General features: G+C 43.1%; 15 protein-coding genes. 12 read left to right on the forward strand and 3 right to left on the reverse strand.

Annotated features, from left to right (window positions below):
• Nucleotides 1-70: 70 nt before the first annotated feature.
• The 7 genes from C8268_RS09445 to gshAB all read left to right on the forward strand — a co-directional run bounded on the left by C8268_RS09445 (nt 71) and on the right by gshAB (nt 9366).
• Complete coding sequence (locus C8268_RS09445; protein WP_106767429.1) at nt 71-1144, forward strand: Gfo/Idh/MocA family protein; 1074 nt, start codon at nt 71-73, stop codon at nt 1142-1144.
• Complete coding sequence (locus C8268_RS09450) at nt 1144-2007, forward strand: sugar phosphate isomerase/epimerase family protein (RefSeq protein ID WP_106767430.1); 864 nt, start codon at nt 1144-1146, stop codon at nt 2005-2007. The genes C8268_RS09445 and C8268_RS09450 overlap by 1 nt, the downstream gene beginning before the upstream one ends.
• 91 nt (nt 2008-2098) lie before the next feature.
• The gene (locus C8268_RS09455) at nt 2099-2866 is read left to right on the forward strand and encodes a GNAT family N-acetyltransferase (protein ID WP_106767431.1); all 768 of its coding nucleotides are present in this window, start codon (nt 2099-2101) and stop codon (nt 2864-2866) included.
• Between the two features lie 658 nt (nt 2867-3524).
• Nucleotides 3525-5081 (forward strand): ribosomal protection-like ABC-F family protein, encoded by a 1557-nt coding sequence (abc-f, locus tag C8268_RS09465; RefSeq protein ID WP_106767433.1) that lies wholly within the window; start codon nt 3525-3527, stop codon nt 5079-5081.
• Between the two features lie 233 nt (nt 5082-5314).
• Nucleotides 5315-5632, forward strand: a complete 318-nt coding sequence (locus tag C8268_RS09470; RefSeq protein WP_106767434.1) for an ArsR/SmtB family transcription factor — start codon at nt 5315-5317, stop codon at nt 5630-5632.
• 38 nt (nt 5633-5670) lie between these two features.
• Nucleotides 5671-7014 carry an MATE family efflux transporter gene (locus C8268_RS09475; protein ID WP_106767435.1) on the forward strand — a complete coding sequence of 448 codons (1344 nt, stop codon included), beginning with the start codon at nt 5671-5673 and terminating at the stop codon, nt 7012-7014.
• A gap of 24 nt (nt 7015-7038) precedes the next feature.
• The gene (gshAB, locus tag C8268_RS09480) at nt 7039-9366 is read left to right on the forward strand and encodes a bifunctional glutamate--cysteine ligase GshA/glutathione synthetase GshB (RefSeq protein ID WP_199794830.1); all 2328 of its coding nucleotides are present in this window, start codon (nt 7039-7041) and stop codon (nt 9364-9366) included.
• A gap of 82 nt (nt 9367-9448) precedes the next feature.
• On the opposite strand, the gene C8268_RS09485 is transcribed toward gshAB, so the two are convergent.
• Nucleotides 9449-11443, reverse strand: a complete 1995-nt coding sequence (locus C8268_RS09485; protein WP_106767436.1) for a PTS fructose transporter subunit IIABC — start codon at nt 11441-11443, stop codon at nt 9449-9451.
• 111 nt (nt 11444-11554) lie between these two features.
• On the reverse strand, nt 11555-13489 hold the full coding sequence (locus C8268_RS09490; protein ID WP_106767437.1) for a BglG family transcription antiterminator: 1935 nt from the start codon (nt 13487-13489) through the stop codon (nt 11555-11557).
• A gap of 222 nt (nt 13490-13711) precedes the next feature.
• Here C8268_RS09490 and treC point away from each other — a divergent pair, with 222 nt between their 5' ends.
• The 5 genes from treC (at nt 13712) to C8268_RS09515 (ending at nt 19030) form a co-directional block, all read left to right on the forward strand.
• Nucleotides 13712-15430, forward strand: coding sequence for an alpha,alpha-phosphotrehalase (gene treC, locus C8268_RS09495; protein ID WP_106767438.1), 1719 nt, complete (start codon nt 13712-13714; stop codon nt 15428-15430).
• 27 nt (nt 15431-15457) lie between these two features.
• Nucleotides 15458-17479, forward strand: coding sequence for a PTS system trehalose-specific EIIBC component (treP, locus tag C8268_RS09500; RefSeq protein ID WP_106767439.1), 2022 nt, complete (start codon nt 15458-15460; stop codon nt 17477-17479).
• Between the two features lie 41 nt (nt 17480-17520).
• On the forward strand, nt 17521-18252 hold the full coding sequence (gene treR / locus C8268_RS09505) for a trehalose operon repressor (RefSeq protein WP_106767440.1): 732 nt from the start codon (nt 17521-17523) through the stop codon (nt 18250-18252).
• 181 nt (nt 18253-18433) lie between these two features.
• Nucleotides 18434-18733 carry a DUF2089 family protein gene (locus C8268_RS09510; RefSeq protein ID WP_106767441.1) on the forward strand — a complete coding sequence of 100 codons (300 nt, stop codon included), beginning with the start codon at nt 18434-18436 and terminating at the stop codon, nt 18731-18733.
• A complete protein-coding gene (locus C8268_RS09515; protein WP_106767442.1) occupies nt 18734-19030 on the forward strand; it encodes a hypothetical protein in 297 nt (98 codons plus the stop codon). It begins immediately after the preceding gene.
• Between the two features lie 26 nt (nt 19031-19056).
• On the opposite strand, the gene C8268_RS09520 is transcribed toward C8268_RS09515, so the two are convergent.
• Nucleotides 19057-19716: a L,D-transpeptidase family protein gene (locus C8268_RS09520; RefSeq protein WP_420094274.1), complete on the reverse strand. Its 660-nt coding sequence runs from the start codon at nt 19714-19716 to the stop codon at nt 19057-19059.
• Nucleotides 19717-19870 lie beyond the last annotated feature (154 nt).

Genomic DNA, 19870 nt, shown 5'->3' on the forward strand with positions numbered 1-19870 from the left:
TTTATAATTGACTGTACTTGTTTTTTGCGTGATATTGTAGCTGTAACCATCAGATAAGCAGGGTGATACAATGAAGCCAGAAGACAAAAAGTTGAAAATTGGCGTGTTAGGCTGCGGTGTTATTTCTCAGGCTGCTCATTTAGAAGCTTGTACAAGGGCAAATAATGTGGAACTGCATGCGATTTGTGATGTCGCACATGACTTATTGGAGAGTATGAGCAATAAATACAGCCCCAAACGTACTTATGACGATTATGACGCCATGTTGGCAGATCCTGAAGTGGAAGCCGTTATTATTGGCATTGCCGACCAATTTCACGTGCCCATGGCTAAAAAAGCGATATCCGCTGGGAAGCATGTACTTGTGGAGAAGCCGCTTGGCGTTACGATCGAGGAATGCGAAGAACTGGAACAGGCTGTTCGTCGCTCAAATCTGGTATTGCAGGTAGGAAACATGAAACGCTTTGATCCCGGTATTTTATATGCACAAAGGTTCATTCAAGAGGAGATGGGAGAAATGCTTGCGCTAAAAGCGTGGTATTGTGATTCTATCTATCGCTACGAGATGACCGATAATGTCATGCCGGTTATCGTTTCCAGCCAGCATGCCAAGAAACCGAAGGGTAATCCAAAGCTTGATAGGCAGCGCTATTATTTGATGACTCATGGCAGTCACCTGATTGACACGGCTATGTTTTTGGGAGGAGAGATGATGAGTGTTCAGGCCTGGCATACTCATAAATTCGGAGCCCATAACTGGCTGTGTACCATCGAATATGCAAGCGGCGTTGTAGGCCAGCTTGATCTTACCGTACCCGTACGCATGGATTGGCATGAGGGTTTTCAGGTATACGGAGAGCATGGCAGCGTGATCGCCAAAACATATAACCCTTGGTTGTTTAAAGCAAGCGATGTAGAGGTGTTTTCCTCTAAAGATGGTCTGACTCGCAAGCCACTTGGCGCAGATGCGCATTTCTACAAGCTGCAATTAGAAGGATTTGCCGATACAATTTTGCACGGTGCTCCCATGATAGGCGCAACCGTTCATGACGGCGTTCACAATATGAGAGCACTTGTCGCGATCGCCAGATCGGTTGAGACCGGCGGAAAAATAAAACTGGCTGACGTTTCGGGAGCGGTATGATGGAAATAGGAATCTTTGCAAAAACGTTTATCCGGCATTCTGTAGAGGAAGTATTGGATGCGGTTTATAAATATCATTTACGCAGTATTCAATTTAATATGTCTTGTGCTGGCCTGCCATCCATGCCGGAGATGATTGATCCTGAACGGGCAGCCAATATCAGGCAGCAGTGCTTGCAGCGAAAGATTGACATGTCTGCCGTTTCCGGGACGTTTAATATGGCGCACCCGGGTGAAAAGATCCGAAAGCAGGGGATTGATCGGCTTCGTATTCTGGCAGAGGCAAACAGCAGCCTCGGCACGTCGGTTATTACGCTTTGCACAGGAAGCAGAAATACGGATAGCATGTGGCGGCATCATCCGGATAACCGCAGTGCTGATGCATGGCATGACATGATGAACACAATGGCTATGGCAGTATCGATTGCTGAGGAATATGACGTTACGCTCGGCGTTGAGCCTGAATTATCCAATGTCGTTTATGATGCCAGAAAAGCAAAAAAACTGCTTGACGAAATAAAATCACCGAACGTGAAAATTGTGATGGATGCTGCCAATCTGTACGATCCCGGGCAGATCAGACCTATGAATGACGTGTTAAGCGAGGCATTTGACCTGCTAGGGGATCAAATCGTCATAGCACATGCAAAGGATGTCACAGGCAGTGGTAGATCCGAGTTTGTTGCAGCTGGTCAAGGTGTAATTGACTACAGACATTATTTGAAGTTGCTTAAAGCTGCTAAATTTAATGGCGCGTTGATATTGCACGGTTTGAAGGAAGAGCAGGTAGAAGAGAGCATATCTTATGTCCGAGACATACTTGAGGAAATGCAAAGAGATGAAGAAAAGACTTACAATGGATAGGGGTGAGGTTAGAGCCAATTTCAATTTCAAACAATTGCAAATACTTAATCGTGATTACAAATTACTTATAGATTAGAGGGAGCCAAAGAACATGGGATATATTCATATCACAAAAGACAATGTGGACCCCGAACATATTTGCTGTGCTCTGGGTGCAAAGCAATATGAACAGGCTGTTCATGAGAAGAAGCTTTGGATGAAGGAGCGCATGAAAGAAGGATTAACCTTTTACCGGCTGGATGATCGAGCCAAAGTTTTTATCGAATATTTACCTGCAGAAAAGGCTTGGGTACCGATTGAAGCACCCAATTATATGTATATCAATTGTTTGTGGGTTTCTGGTCGGCACAAGGACAACGGACATGGTAGAGCACTGCTGGATAAATGCAAAGAAGATGCGATGGCACTTGGAATGGATGGAATCGTCCACATTGTAGGCAAAAAGAAGCTTCCTTATTTAAGTGATAAGCGTTATTTTGAGCATATGGGCTTTAAAATCGTTGATCATGCAGACCCTTATTTTGAACTGGCTGTCCTCAAGTGGAATGATCAGGCTTCTATGCCCGCTTTTGCAGATTCGGTTAACAACACGTTGCCTGCTAATAGCGGGGTTGCTGTGTTTTATACAGCTCAATGCCCGTTTGCAGTAGGGGTTGTAGAGGAGCTCAGGAAAGTTGCTGTACAGCAGGGAATCAATTTTACGAGTCATCGACTAAACACGAGGGAAGAGGCGCGGAAGTCCCCGGCCGTATGGACAACCTTTTCTATGTTTTACAATGGCAAGTTTATGACCCATGATATTATGAGCCCAAACAAATTTGAAAAATGGCTGTTGAGCTTAGACCAAAAGACTTCGTAAACACGAGGAATAATACTTTTGCGTTAATCCTCTAGTGGACATAACGGTTTGTTTAAAAAACCAATAACAGGACAATGAAGAGAAGAGGACCAGAGAAAGTTAGAGCTATAGATAACTTTCTGTTCTGTATTTGTTGCGTTAAATAAAAAACTACAGAGCCTGATATAAATATGAAATAAAGAGGAGGAAAACTTAGTGATGAAACAGCCCCTAAAAGTATATAAATCACTACATTGATGAAATGCTTCGATTCAATTTTCATCTTTTTGAGAACAAAGAACACAGCAAGCCCAAGTAAGCAAAAAATATAATTATATAAAGTGACAAATAGGAGATGTAATTCAATATACTCAATATGGATTTTATCTGCAAAAAGAAAAAGCACTATTCCAACAAATAATGAAATTCCAGCGCCTTTGAGGTATCTGAATAACAAGTTATGTAAGCCCCCTTTATGGAAAGAAGCTGATGAGTTTGAACAGCTCTAAGTATTGTACCATAATTTACCATGCCCATGAGGGGACCTGGAAAAGTTTCTCGCTTGAGTCTATTGTCTATCACACCAGCGATTCCTGCTGTGACTGCATACTCCTTATTGAACTTTTCACTTCATCATGCTTATAATAGATCGATAAATATAGAAAAAGGTGTCTATCGAATGAGTATATTAAACGTAGAAGGTTTAAGTCATGGTTTTGGGGATCGAGCCATTTTTAAAGATGTTTCGTTCAGATTGTTAAAAGGCGAGCATATTGGTTTGATCGGTGCTAACGGTGAAGGAAAATCGACTTTTATGAACATCATTACGAGCAAGCTGCAGCCGGATGAGGGCAAAATCGAGTGGTCCAAGCGGGTACGCGTAGGTTATCTTGATCAGCATGCTGTTCTGACGAAAGGGATGACGATTCAAGATGTGCTGCGAAGCGCATTTCAATATTTGTTTGACCTTGAGCAGGAAATGAATGAAATGTATGACAAGATGGGCGAAGTTTCACCGGAAGAGCTGGAGAAGCTGCTTGAAGAGGTTGGGACGATTCAGGATACGCTGACCAACCAGGATTTTTATATGATTGATGCGAAGGTACAGGAGACCGCCCGCGGCCTGGGAATTACAGACCTGGGACTGGATCGTGACGTAGACGAGCTCAGCGGCGGACAGCGTACAAAAATATTGCTCGCCAAGCTGCTCCTGGAAAAGCCGGACATTCTGCTTCTTGACGAGCCGACCAACTACCTGGATGAACAGCATATTGAGTGGCTAAAGCGTTATCTTCAAGAATATGAAAATGCATTTATTCTGATCTCGCACGATATTCCGTTTTTAAACAGTGTAATCAATCTGATTTACCATATGGAAAATCAGAAGTTGACCCGATATGTGGGTGACTATGATCAGTTCCAGCAAGTATATGAAATGAAGAAGCAACAGCTTGAATCGGCTTATAACCGACAACAGCAGGAAATTGCGGAACTTAAGGATTTTGTGGCCCGTAACAAAGCCAGTGTAGCTACCCGGAATATGGCGATGTCCAGACAGAAGAAGCTCGACAAGATGGAAATGATTGAACTGGCAAAGGAAAAACCGAAGCCGCAATTTAACTTCAAAGAAGCGAAAGCGTCTGGAAAAATGATTTTTGAGACAAAAGGTTTGGTGATCGGTTACGACAGCCCGCTGTCGAGGCCGCTTGATCTCGGGATGGAACGGGGTCAGAAAGTGGCGCTGGTAGGGGCCAACGGAATCGGAAAGACGACATTGCTGCGAAGTATTTTAGGTGAAATATCCGCATTGTCCGGCACTGTGGAGCTGGGGTATAATCTGGAGATCGGTTATTTCGAGCAAGAGATGAAAGAAGGCAATTACAATACATGCATTGAGGAAATCTGGGAACAGTTCCCTTCCCTCAGCCAGTTTGAGGTGCGTGCGGCTCTAGCCAAGTGCGGCCTTACCACAAAGCATATTGAGAGCAAAATTGCTGTGTTGAGCGGTGGAGAAAAAGCAAAAGTACGCTTGTGTAAACTCATTAACTGTGAAACGAATCTGCTCGTACTCGACGAACCAACGAACCATTTGGACGTCGATGCGAAAGATGAGCTGAAGCGGGCTTTGAAGGCATATAAAGGCAGCATTTTGATGATTTCGCATGAACCTGAATTCTATAAAGATATTGCAACGGATATATGGAATTGTGAGTCATGGACAACTAAAGTGTTTTAAAAAATGGCACTTCCAGCGAGGAATACAGTTAACCAGAGGTGTCCCAAGTCATTTTCAATGACTGTTGGGATAGCCTCTTTTCTTTGTGTCCTTTAAAAAAGGTTACGGAGCAAGTATGTCATTTGAGGATTCCATTATATTGTGTTATTTTAGATACAAACATATAATCAATCACTTATATAACGAGCTGATTATATTATGCGATTAAACTTTAAAGAAAGGATACATGATTCATGATTTCAATCGAAGAAATGGCTGAGCAATTTAAGCTGTTAGGAGATAAAACCAGGTTAAAAATGATGTTTATTTTAAACGAACATTCGCTTTGTGTATGCCAGTTGGTTGACTTGCTTGAAACGACACAACCGAATGTAAGCCAGCATCTTCGTAAATTGAAACATGCAGGCTTGGTGAAAGAAGAACGAAGGGGGCAATGGATTTATTATTCACTGCACCTATCGGATCAGCCGCATCTTCAACATGCGCTTGCACATCTGCCCAAGCTTGAAGAGAAGGACCGCCAAAAAATAAAGAGCATCTTGTGCGAATAAGCAATTTTTGCATCAGGAAAACAAGGAGCAATTAGACCATGAAGGGTACTAACAATTTAACCCAAGGTCCTATTATGCCGACATTAATGAAGCTGACGCTTCCGATCATTGCAACCAATTTCATTTCTACTACCTATGGCTTTATAGATATGATATGGGTTGGAAGGCTGGGAAGCGGTCCTGTTGCTGCGATTGGGACGGCAAGCTTTTTTATCCATCTAGCGCTTGCTTTATCAACGATAGTTACCATCGGTACGGGAATCAAGGTATCCCATTGTATGGGAGCAGGGAAGTTCGAACAGGCAAGGTTGTATATCAAGAACGGATTTTTCATGTCTGTTTTATTGGGACTTCTGTACATGATGTTTGTCGTTTTAACTCAGGATCGACTGATTGGTTTTTTCGAGTTAGGGAGCGATGAAGTTGAGAAGATGGCCAAACAATTTTTATCCATTTCTATCATGGGGACCGTTTTTTCAATTCTGAATAATCTGTACGCTACCATCTTGAACGCTATGGGAAACAGTAAGAAGCCGTTTCATATTTTCTCAGCCGGGCTGATTTTAAACATCATCCTTGATCCATTTTTAATTTTTGGAGTGGGAAATTTCAAGGGATGGGGAGTTGCAGGAGCAGCCATTGCGACATTAACGGCCAATTTATTAGTGACCGGGTTATTTGTGATTCATACTAGAAACTCACGATTGATATCCAAATCGTCCGCATGGAATTTCCATCTTTTGAGAGAGGTAGTGCGCATGGGAATTCCGATTACAGTCCAACGTGTCACGTTTACGATGATATCCATCATCATTGCCAAAATTATTGTACAGTGGGGAGCAGAGGCCATTGCGGTGCAGAAAATCGGGATACAGATCGAATCGATCTCCTTTATGACGATAGGTGGCTTGCAAGGGGCAATCGCTGCTTTTTTTGGACAAAATTATGGAGCTCGTCGGCTGGACCGAATTCAGGAAGGTTATCGTAAAGCGCTGCTAATCACCAGTGTGTTTGGCATCATGATATCATTTATATTTATTATGTTCCCGCACCAGCTCTTTTCATTATTCCTAACGGATCAAACAAGTTTGGAGCTAGGGAAGGATTATATGGTAATCATCGGATATTCCCAGCTGTTCATGTGTCTGGAACTGATGACAGTAGGTGCATTTAACGGAATCGGGAAGACACATATCCCGCCGATGTTCAGTATTTTGTTGACTGCACTGCGTATACCGCTCGCTTTGATCTTGTCCGAGCCATTTGGTTTGAATGGGGTATGGATGTCGATTGCTTTAAGCAGTATGCTCAAGGGAGTTATTTTGGTCTTTTGGTTCAAAAGATACTTACGAAAAATAAATGTAGCGCAAGCTATTCATTAATATCAAACAAGGACGGTTATACAGGTGAAATTGTTAAATCATGAGCTTATACAGATGTTAATTGACAGAGGATTACAAGCAGGTCTGCTGAAGGGCCAGTTTGGTTTGGAAAAGGAAAATGTACGGGTTGATCTGGATGGAAAGCTTGCACTGACACCTCATCCTGAAGCTTTTGGCAGCAAAACGGAAAATCCATATATACAGACTGATTTTTCAGAGAGTCAGATCGAGTTGATCACTCCGCCTTTTCGTTCGATTGAAGAGACTTATCATTTCATGGAAGCCTTGCAAGATATCGTTTCCTTGGAATTAAAAGATGAATATTTGTGGCCGAGCAGCAATCCTCCGATGTTACCTAAAGAGCATGAGATTCCCATCGCCAAAATGAATGACCCTGCCGCTGAGGAATATCGAAGCGAATTGGCGGGTAAATATGGCCGAAAAAAACAATTGCTAAGTGGAGTGCATTATAATTTTTCGTTTGACGAAGATTTTCTGGGAAAGCTTTATGAAACTGAAGGTCGGGGCAGAAGTTTTAAAGAATTCAAGGATGCCATCTATTTTAAAGTGGCACGTAATCTGTTGAGATATCGTTGGATACTTATTTATTTAACCGGGGCAAGTCCGGTTTTTGACAAAACATATATCGAACGCTGCGTAGCTTTAGGTGCTTCATATGATGAGCGAAGCTTTTATTTTCCAAATATGATTTCGCTTCGGAACAGCGCTTGTGGATATCGGAATAACAAACCGGTGTACGTCTCTTTTGAGTCGACTGAGGCATATGTCCAGGATTTGAAAGAAATGATTGGCAAGGATGTGCTAATGGACGTTAAAGAATTTTATAGCCCTGTTCGTATGAAAACAGAAAAAGGTATCGATCCTTTACAGGAACTTATGGAAGATGGGGTAGCTTATATAGAGCTTCGTTTTATTGACCTAAACCCGCTTTACAAAATTGGAATCAATAAAGAAACGATGCATTTTATTCATTTGTTCATTCTATTTATGCTCCTTAAAGTAGATGAACCTTTCGATCTAGAGGATCAAAAGATAGCGAATTTAAATCATGATCAATTAATCACGCAAGGTATAGAGGGTCGCTTGAATGATCACGAGAATCACGGAATAACGATGCAAGAAATGGCGCTTACTTGTATACAAGAGATGAAGGAAATGATCGAACATCTTTTTCCTGAAAGAGAGGATTATTTGAGCATACTGAATGGTGAAAAGAGAAAGATTGTCAATCCGGATCTGAGCCCTTCATCCATCGTAAGGTCCGATATTCAACAATCGTCTTATCTGACGTACCATTTGAATAAAGCCCGAAAATATACGGAGGATAGCATTCGAAACGGATATCGATTTGCTGGATTTGAGGATCTTGAACTGTCTACCCAGCTGCTTTTGAAGGCTGCCGTAAAAAGAGGGATTAAGTTCACATTGGTTGACCGAGATGAGAACTTTGTATTGCTAACGCGCGGTGATCAGGAAGAGTATGTGAAACAAGCTACAAAGACCTCCTTGGATTCCTACAGCACCGTATTGATTATGGAGAATAAGGTGGTTACGAAACAAGTGCTCAGGCAGCACGGCATTCGTGTTCCGTCCGGGGAAGCGTTTCGAAGTGTGGACGAAGCGATGACGGCCTATGATAAGTATCGCGGTATGCCGATCGTCATTAAACCGAAATCAACTAATTTCGGATTGGGCATTACGATCTTTAATCAAGATTTCTCCAAGGACGATATGCGGCAGGCGTTCGAAATGGCCTTCCAGCATGATCAGACGGTACTTCTGGAGGAATTCATGACAGGCAAGGAATACCGTTTTCTGGTCATGGGAGACGAGGTGGTAGGAATTCTGCATCGTGTCCCTGCGAATGTGATCGGAGATGGCGTCCACACGATTGAGCAGCTCGTTCATGAGAAAAACAAAGATCCGCTTAGAGGGCGCGGCTATAAAACTCCGCTTGAGAAGATTCAGCTAGGAGAAGCGGAAGAGATGTTTTTAAGAAATCACTTTAAGAGCTGGAATGATATCCCTGAAAAAGGAGAAATCGTTTATTTGCGAGAAAATTCGAACATCAGCACAGGTGGAGACAGTATTGACTATACCGATGATATACCCGAGAGCTATAAGAGATTGGCTATTCAATCGGCTAAAGCTGCGGGAGCAACGTTCTGCGGTGTGGATATGATGATTGATAATATAGAGGAAGAGGCTACGGATACCAATTACAGCATTATCGAAATTAATTTTAACCCGGCCATTCACATCCACTGCTATCCGTACAAAGGAAAAAATCGAAAGGCCGATGAGAAAATTTTAGATTTATTATTCGGCTAGCGTGACCTAAACGATTAAACGTTAAGCCCCCTTGCAAGATCGTACTTGATCCTTGTAAGGGGGCTTTTCGATTTATAAATTTCTAATGAATTTCATCTAGGAGTTCATAAGCTTCCTGTTTCGTCTGTACATGTAACAGCCGGTCACGGAATTCGTCGTCCATCAGTTTACGGGAGAGCATCTGCAAAATTTTCAGATGCTCGTTCCCTTTATTCTCGGCAGGAATAGCAATCATAAAAATTAATTTGGCGGGAGTCCCGTCTACACTGTTCCAATCGATACCTTCCCGCTTGATTCCGAATGCAACTCGTGGTTTCAGGACGGCATTTGATTTCCCGTGGGGAACGGCAATGTTCATGCCGATACCGGTTGAGCTTTCCTGCTCACGATTGAGGATAGCTTGTTTAAATTCTGACGAAGAGCTGAGCGCACCGTCCGCGCGAAGCTTGTCAATCATCTCATCAATAACGCCGTCACGGGAATTGGCCGTTAATGCTGTGTCAATGAGGTCCAAACTGATAATGTCCGTTAACTTGCCAACAGCTTTATGCTGTTCTGCTGATTGATGAAGAGGCTTGGAATCACCACGTGGTTGAATAACATTGGACTGGTCTGCACTAGACTGATCAACAACGGATGGAGATATATTCTCGCCATCAGCCATAATTACTTGTGGTTGAACGGTATCCTTCTTGAGCAGTTTAATCATGAAAGCAGTAACGACTGAGCCGACTGTGACAGCAATAAAGAACATAAACACATTATCAATTGCACCTAGTACTGCAACGATCGGTCCGCCATGGGCGACCCGGTCACCGACATTTCCGATCATGGCGATGACAGAACCAGTCATCGAGCCGATCATAATGCTTGGGATGACACGCAGTGGATCTTGGGTTGCAAATGGAATCGCGCCTTCGGTAATTCCGAACAACCCCATTGTAAAGGAAGCTTTCCCGGATTCAAGTTCTGCCTCATGAAATTTCTCTTTAAATAAAAATGTTGCAAGGCCAAGACCAATAGGCGGAATACATATGGCAACTGCGATAGCTCCCATGATCTCATAGTTTCCTTCACCGATCATGGCCGAGCCGAACAGGAAAGCAACTTTGTTAACAGGACCGCCCATATCAAATGAGATCATCGCCCCGAGTATTATAGCGAGTAAAATCGAGCTTGTTCCCTGCATGCCTGCCAACCAGACGGTTAATGATTCAAAAATTGCCGCAATCGGTCCGCCGAGCACATAGATAAAGAGTAAGCCGACAATAAGCGATACCAGGACCGGAATAATAATGATCGGCATAATCGGATTGATCGCTTTAGGCACTTTCACTTTTTTAATCCATAACGCGACATACCCTGCCATAAATCCGGCAATAATACCGCCGAGAAATCCTGCTCCGGCCTCACTGCCATAAAAGCTTCCGTTAGCAGCAATGTAACCACCGATCATACCTGGAGCAATACCGGGCCGATCCGCTATGCTAAAGGCGATAAAAGCGGCCAGGACTGGAACCATAAATGTAAAGGAAGCGGCCCCCAGACTCTCGACCGTCTTCCAGAAAGAATCCTCTGGAATTTGCAAACCGCCTGGCGTTGGTACACCACCGATGGATAATGCAATAGCGATAAGCAGCCCGCCAACAACGATGAACGGAACCATATAAGATACACCGCTCATCAGATGCCGGTAAATCTGGTTTTGCTGCCCTGGATTTTGATTCACTTGGGTGTCTTTCGGGTCAGCTCCGACTTGTTCCTGATAGAGGGGAACATCCCCGCTGATCATTTTTTGAATTAACGTTTCCGGATTTCGTATCCCTTCCTGAACGCCGACCATTAACACTTTTTTGCCGATAAACCGGCTTTTATCCACGTACTTGTCAGCAGCTATAATAATCCCATCCGCTTGGGTGATATCTGATTCGCTAAACTCGTTCTCCACGCCGATGGAGCCCTGAGTTTCCACCTTCATGGAGACACCCAGCTTGTCCGCTGCTTTTTGCAAGTTTTCCGCAGCCATGTAAGTATGTGCAATACCGTTCGGACAGGATGTAATTGCCAGTAGCTTCATTTTGACCTTCCTCCTTACCCTTTAAAACGTTTACAACTTCATTCTACCTGATTAAAAAAGAGGAAAAGTTTTTTATTTTACCGCAGCCTGCGGTAAAACAAGTTTATTCTTTTACAATAAGGAGAAAATATCCTCTGAGCGTTTGGCCTGAATGATCTGTTCGTTTAAAGAGGGCTGCTCACTGAGCAAGGACAGACGGTGAAACAACTTTTTAGTATTCTGCTGCTCCTCATTTCGCAAAGCCAGCATAAACACAATCCATACTTTCTCCTGTTCCCATTCCAATGGTTTCTTCAGTGTAGCTACAGCAATTTGTGACTGTTTCACTAATTTCGGGTCGCCATGTGGAATGGCAATTCCGCCGCCAATCGTTGTCGAAGACATCCGTTCTCGCAAAAGTGCCTGATGGGCATAATCTTGCTCTACAAATCCTTGTGAATATAAACGGTTGCCTAATTGTTCGATTATTTCGAAGCGATGAGAAACATCAACTTGCGGAAAGATCAATGCTGGTCGTGTATATGTTTGCAAAATCGAGGGCGCAGTTTCCGCAGCCTGCTCATCCAGCTGATGAAGGAAATGTTCTAATCTTTTAATATCTGGAGGCTCCAATAAAGGGGATACTATGATAAAGGGAACCTCTATATCCTCCAAAGAAACAGTAGAGACAATAAAGTCAACGGAATTCTGATTTAAATATGTTGTCAGATCCGCTTTTCTGATCGAATCCAGCACTTCAACATCTTTGAAATGGCTTTCCAATTTCGTTCGCAGTATTTGTGAAATACCTATTCCCATATGGCATACGGTTACAATACGTTTCATGCTCGTTTTGTTCAGTCGTTCAATGGCTGCCTGAAAATGCAATGTCAGATAGGCGGCTTCATCTTCGGGGATCGTGAACTGGTAATTTTGTTTCAATTGATTTGTAGCGAAAATAACCATATTGAACATATAGGGATACATTTTTTTAATATCCTGGGTCAGCGGATTGGTAACGCTGAATCCATAGCTCAGACGGTTGATCGTGGAGCTTAAATGAATACATAGCCCTTCCGTAAGCGTAGCGTCTCTAGTGAAATCAACGTATGTTAAACGGGACATTTTTCGCAGAAGCGAATCGACCAGTTCGGTGACCTCTGCCGTAATGATGAACGGATGATGGGATAGCTGAACGGTATCTGCCCGAGTGTTCGAGCGGATTTTAGCACTTAGAAGATGTGCAGTTAAATAAGACAGCTCATCTTCAGAGAAATCGATTGAGAATAAATGTTCAAGCTCTTTAATGAAGGCTTGTGTCCCTGGATATTCTTTTTTGTTTTGAATAAAGGCTTTCTCCTGTTTCGAAAATGAAATCGGCTGCTTCAGTTTCGTTCTTCGGATCATTAATAGAGTATGAACGAGCAGATTATCAAAGGCTTCATCTGTAAAACGAAACGTTTCTTGTTCCTCGAGCCGCCGAAGCTCCCGGGTTACGATCTCAACTTCGTGGACTTCGAACTGATTTTTAATGAATTGAGTGCTCGTTGTACCGATTAATTGATGTACTTTTGAAAGCGCGGCCCGTTTATTCTTTTCGGTTCCTTCGACGGTAATGCCAACCTTTTGCTTGGAAATCACGGCAAGTCTCCATTTTGCAAGCCACTTTTCCAGAGTGTCCAAATCTCTTCGGATTACGGATCGATTGACATAATATTCGTCCGCGAACTCCTGTAATGTGATCGGCTTTATACTCATGAGCAGTTTGTAGGCGATAGCCGCCATTCGATGATTGTCCCGCTTGTACTCTTTCTCCCGTTCGGATTGGAACAATTGATCGAACAGTTCAGCTTGCTCGTGCTCTTCAATGTTCAAACAAACACCCTTCCCAGGCTTCCGAACGAGAGCGGCATCGAAATGCTCGGATAAATAAAGATCAATTGCTTCGAAATCGTTTCGGATCGTTTTTTCAGAGCAGTTTAATTCCACAGCTATGTCGCGCACGATAAAATATCGGTCTGTATCAGCTAACAGCATCCGAATGATTTCCTTTTGACGCATGTTCATCGTTATGTCACACCTTGCTACATTTTCTAATTTTGTGAATACCTCCGAATAGCCCTCATTATAACTTAGCATTCAAGGTTATCCAATCAGATAAGTCAAATGTAGATTCATCACAGCGAGAAACGTGTACTTATTTCCAAGTGGTTGACATCCTGTATATACAGGTATATGATTTGGTTATAAACAACATGTATATACAAGATGAAGAGGGTGGTGAACATATTGAAAAATGAGGAAAAAAGGGCTCCGGATTGGTGGAGAACCTCGACGGTTTATCAGGTATATCCGAAAAGCTTCAAGGATACAACCGGCCGCGGTTCGGGCGATATTCGCGGTTTGACAGAAAAGCTTGATTATATAAAAGGACTTGGAATCGATATCGTATGGCTTCAGCCGGTCTATGTTTCTCCACAAAATGATAACGGTTACGATGTAGCGGATTATTACAATATTGATCCGGCATACGGTACCATGGAGGATTTTGAGCAGCTTGTTCAGGAGCTTAAGAAAAGAAACATGCATCTGATGATCGACATCGTGGTCAATCATTCATCGACAGAGCATCCCTGGTTTAAAGAAGCGAAGTCTTCTCGTGATAATCCTTATCGGGATTATTACATCTGGAAAGATCCGGCTGAGGATGGAGGGCCGCCAAACAACTGGCAGTCCAAATTCGGAGGATCTGCATGGCAATATGACGAAGGAACGAAGCAGTATTATTTAACACTTTATGATAAAACTCAAGCAGATTTGAACTGGGAAAACGAAAAAGTAAGGCAGGAGGTCATTGACCTGCTGACATTTTGGGCTGACAAAGGGGTAAGCGGGTTTCGAATGGACGTGATTAATTTGATATCCAAGGACCCTGCATTCCCGAATGATGATGGCTCTGTACCGCCAGGGGATGGCCGAAAATTTTATACGGATGGACCTCGGGTACATGAGTATATTAAAGAACTGAATGAAAAAGTATTCAGACCATATCATCTCGTTACTGTAGGAGAAATGTCATCAACCACGCTGGAACACTGTATTCGGTATTCCAATCCGAAGGAAAATGAGTTTTCCATGACCTTCAGCTTCCATCATCTTAAAGTAGATTATCCTAACGGACAAAAGTGGGAGCTTAAACCTTACGATTTTGAGGAACTAAAACAAGTGCTTTCCGATTGGCAGGTCGGTATGCAGCAGGGCGGCGGCTGGAATGCGCTGTTTTGGAACAATCACGACCAACCTAGAGCGTTAAGCCGATTTACGAACGATAGTGAGTATCGGAATGAAAGCGCCAAACTGCTTGCAACCACGCTGCATGGATTGCAAGGCACCCCTTATGTTTACCAAGGCGAAGAAATCGGTATGCCTGATCCCAAATGGAACGATATCTCCGAGTTTCGGGATGTTGAATCCAGGAATATGTATAACATTCTTCAGCAGAAGGGGAAAACTCCTGAAGAAGCTGCCCATATTGTAAGTGTACGCTCCAGAGATAACTCGCGCCTTCCTATGATGTGGGATGATAGTGATCAAGCTGGATTTACGACAGGCACACCATGGATCAAGATTGACGAACGTTACCCGTTCATCAATGCCAAGGTACAGGTGGAAGATCCGGATTCCATTTACCATCATTATCGTAAGTTGATCGAATATCGCAAGAAAATTCCAGTATTAACCGATGGCAAATATGTTCGCCTTGATGAAGGACATAAGCAGATATACGCTTATGCAAGGATAAACGCATCTGAAACGCTTGTCGTCGTTTCTAATTTTAGCCAAGAAGAGGCTCGGTTTGATTTTCCGAAGAACTTCACCGAGAAGATTCCTGAAGATGGATCAGCAAAACTTCTAATAGGGAACACAGAGGATCAACCTGAACTCTCACCGATTATGAAACTCCCGCCTTATGGGTCTTATATGTGGCTGATGAAGACCACTCATTAAAATCTTTAGAGTCAGGAGCGTGTGGCCATGTCAAAAGTAAATCGTAAACATGTGGAGCAGATCGTGGAAGCGATCGGAGGAAAAGACAACATTGAAGCCGCTACACATTGTGTGACCAGATTAAGATTTGCCCTTGTGGATGAGGGGAAGGTTGATTCCAAAGCACTTGATGAAAATGATCTGGTCAAGGGACAATTTTCTTCCCAAGGTCAGTTTCAGGTTGTGATCGGGCCAGGCTTGGTTGAACAGGTATACAATGAGATGCTTGAAGTGACAGGGGGAGCGAAAGCGACCAAGGAAGATGTAAAATCGCTTGCGAGCAAAAAACAAAACCCGCTGCAGCGTGCCATCAAGACACTTGCTGATATCTTTATTCCAATCCTGCCGGCGATCGTTATGGCGGGTCTTCTGCTCGGGATTAATAACATCCTTACAGGCCAAGGCATTTTTTACGACGGGAAATCGTTGATTGAGGTTCATCCGCAGTGGGGAGATGTCGCTTCCATCATCAACCTGATTGCAAGTACAGCATTTACTTTCCTGCCTGTCTTGATCGGTTGGTCTGCCGTAAGGCAGTTCGGGGGTAATCCACTGCTGGGGATTGTTTTAGGTCTGATTCTTGTAAATCCGGACTTGATGAGCGCTTATCAATATGCAGATGCTAAGCTGGAAGGAACGGTACCTGTCTGGAATCTATTTGGATTTGAAATCGAAAAGATCGGGTATCAAGGGCAAGTGCTGCCTGTACTTGTCTCCGCTTACATTCTAGCCAAGATTGAAAAGTTCCTGGACAAACGGGTCCATGATTCTATTAAACTGCTGGTTGTGGCCCCTGTCGCTTTATTGGTAACCGGTTTCCTTGCATTCATCGTTGTAGGACCGATTACATTCGCAATCGGTAATGTGCTTACCTCAGGGCTTGTGAATATCTTCAATTCATTTGCAGCACTCGGGGGATTAATATACGGCGGATTATATGCCCTTCTCGTTATAACAGGAATGCATCATACTTTTCTGGCTGTGGATATTCAGCTTATCGGAAGCCAGGGCGGAACTTTCCTGTGGCCGATGTTAGCGCTGTCTAATATTGCACAGGGCGCCGCGGCGCTTGCCATGATGTTCGTCCTAAGAGAACAGAAGGCGAAAGGACTTGCCGTAACCTCATCCATTTCCGCCTTTTTGGGGGTAACTGAACCGGCGATTTTCGGTGTCAATATACGGGCGAAATATCCTTTTATTTTCGGAATGATCGGCTCTGCTATTGCAGGTGTGCTACTAGCTGTAAATAACGTTCTTGCTTCTTCCATCGGTGTAGGCGGTATTCCGGGTTTCTTGTCGATCTTCCCGAATCAATGGGGGATTTTCTTCCTGGGGATGGCGATTGTATTAGTAGTTCCTTTTGCCGGCACGCTATTGTACGGTAGATACCAGATGACCAGACAACTGGCTACCACAAATGAACATTCGCCGAGCACAGCAATAAATGAAGGGGCCGCAACGACAGAAGCAGAAGATGATCGGAAAGAGAAAGAAGAGCAATCGGAAACAAGTTTGTCTCCAGCAAAACAGAATATAGAAATTGCATCACCGCTGAATGGAAAGATCGTATCCCTATCGGAAGTTCCTGATCCGGCTTTCTCTGAAAAACAGATGGGGCAAGGGATCGCTATCATTCCATCCGAAGGCAAAGTATATGCTCCATTTGATGGAACTGTCGCGCACCTGATCAAAAGTAAACATGCACTTGTGCTTATCGATCCTAACGGGATTCAGGTATTGATTCATGTAGGAATAAATACGGTTTCCCTCAAAGGAGAGGGCTTTACCGCTCATGTAGAAACAGGAGCCAAAATTACCAAAGGACAGCTTTTGCTGGAATTTGATAAAGAGCGTATTGAACAAGCAGGCTTGTCTGCCATTACTCCGATTGTCATTCCGGACGGTCAGGATTATATTGACGGGATTACAGAGTATGAAGGGGAAGCGATTCAAGGAGAGACACCGATTCTACAGGTATCCATCGTTTCCACCCCAAAGGGGGAGGAATGAATTTTCCGCAAAACATGGTACAATAACGATGGTGATAAGCGATGAGAAATAATATATTTTTGACACTGTACAATGATTTCGCCGAACGGATCGATTCGGGAGCTCTAAAGCCTGGAAGCAAACTTCCGTCGGAAAATGAGCTGGCTGCAACCTATCAGATTTCAAGAGAAACGGTGCGTAAAGGGCTGAACCTGCTGGCTCAAAACGGCTACATTAACAAGGTGAAAGGGAAGGGCTCATTTGTTCTGGATACCGGAAGATTGAAATTTCCCGTATCGGGCCTAGTCAGTTATAAAGAACTCTCTGAACGGATGGGCAAAAAGAGCCGAACCCTTGTTTATGTGACAGAATGTGTTCCGGCAGGGAGCCGTATCGCCAAGGAGCTTCAGATCGGGCCGGACCAACCGGTTTGGAAGGTTATACGCGCCAGGGAAATTGAAGGGGAACGCATCATCCTCGACATCGATTATTTGCTTGCCGACATCGTTACGAATTTGACAAAAGAAATTGCGGAAAATTCCATTTATGAATATCTGGAGCAGGAGCTTCAACTCAAGATCAGTTATGCCAATAAAGTAATTTGCGTAGAGCGTGCTACAGAGATGGACCGTAAGTATATGGATCTTAAAAATGATACTCATGTGGTTGTCGTGCGTGGATATGTCCACTTGGATGATACAACACTCTTTCAATATACGGAGTCGCGACATCGTCTGGACAAATTTCAGTTTGTTGATTTTGCCAGAAGAATATCCAGGGCAGATAATCCTTAAGTTTCAATCGAAATGAGGCTATCCAGAAAGTCAGTATTGTTCGACTTTCCGGGTAGCCTCTTTTTTTGTATCAACAATCGCGAGAGTTATAAATAAAATTTATTTTTTTTAAATAAAGTTAAAAATAATATTTACTTTTATTCACTAAATATGATATCCTTGGGTAGAAGGAGGTGGATAGATGGGCAAGGGCAATATTCCTTCGTGGATTTTATCGTTGGATTCAGAAGATATCGAATTTGTACGTAAATTCATTATTAATTCTGGTTCCTTAAAGGATCTTGCAAAAGCATATAACGTTTCTTATCCTACTGTTCGTATTAGATTAGACAGACTAATTCAAAAAATCGAATTGGCCCAGAATGATGAATCAAAGCCGTTAGTTAGTCTTATTAAGAAACTTGCCATTGAAGAGCGTATAACATTGGAAGATGCACGACTTCTTATCGATAAATATAATGCAGAAAGGAAAGGTAAATAGATGTCTGAGTTTGTTGTATTCTTTATTATTGTTGGTATGTGTGCGTTTCAGTATTTTCTGGCTAAGTTTTTTATAGCTAGTAGAAATAGTTTCTTGCTTGGTGCAATCGTACCTCTGATGTTCACTGCTGGAATGACATGGATGTTTATTACCAACAGCATTGAAAGTACGACGAAATACATTGTGTTGCTTCTGGTTGGATTAATTTTTTTGATAGAGGAGTGGGTAAGAGGTCGAAGATCTCTCCATAAACGTCGTCAGAAAGAAATGGACATGATGAAAGCAAAAGATTTATGATTCGTCTATACCCACAAGTTATGCATTCATTCTACCAATCCTAACGCCTCATACACCTTTTTTGATACCACTCCATTTACTGCCAATTGATGGTCTCGTTGAAAGTTTTTTAAGGCTGCCGTTGTACCCGATCGAAACTTTCCATCACATACCCCTGTATAGTAACCGGCACTTTTCAAACGAGACTGTATCAATTGCACGTCACCGCCCACATCACCTTCTGCAAGATCTCGCGGGTTATGATTCGGTCCCCCCAATACATGCCCATAAATGGTCACTTTCGTACCGATCGGTATGATCTCAAATAACTCAAGCACATCTCTATTACGCATACGAATACAGCCGTGACTTTGATGCTGCCCAATGGAATGCGGTCTATTCGTGCCATGAATCCCGTAAGTCCCCCAAGGAACGTTTAAACCAAGCCACCGAGGGCCAAAAGACGGCCCCCAATCTTTCCCCTTATACACAATTTTGTATTCTCCAACAGGAGTAGGCGTTGAAGGATTTCCCACAGCAATAGGATATGTTTTGAATTTCTGTCCTTGTGCTCGTACAATCAATTGATGATATTGAGGATAAACCTCGATCGAATAAATGCTTTGCTCCGCCACAATGGGCAGGGATGGATCAGCAAACAAAGAGTCGGCATTCGTTTTTTCAGTTATGAATAAAATCATTAACATTATCGTAATCACACGAAGTGGAAGCCACGGTTTTTGTCTTAACATCATCATATCTCACCACATTTAATTAGGTACTTGTAGGTTGTCCGAATGATGGATTTTCATTCGTTGATCCAGCTTCTTCTCTTCAATAGCATGATCTTTTCAACGGTAT

This window comes from Paenibacillus faecalis, from assembly GCF_900289175.1.
Lineage (GTDB): Bacteria > Bacillota > Bacilli > Paenibacillales > Paenibacillaceae > Paenibacillus_AQ > Paenibacillus_AQ faecalis.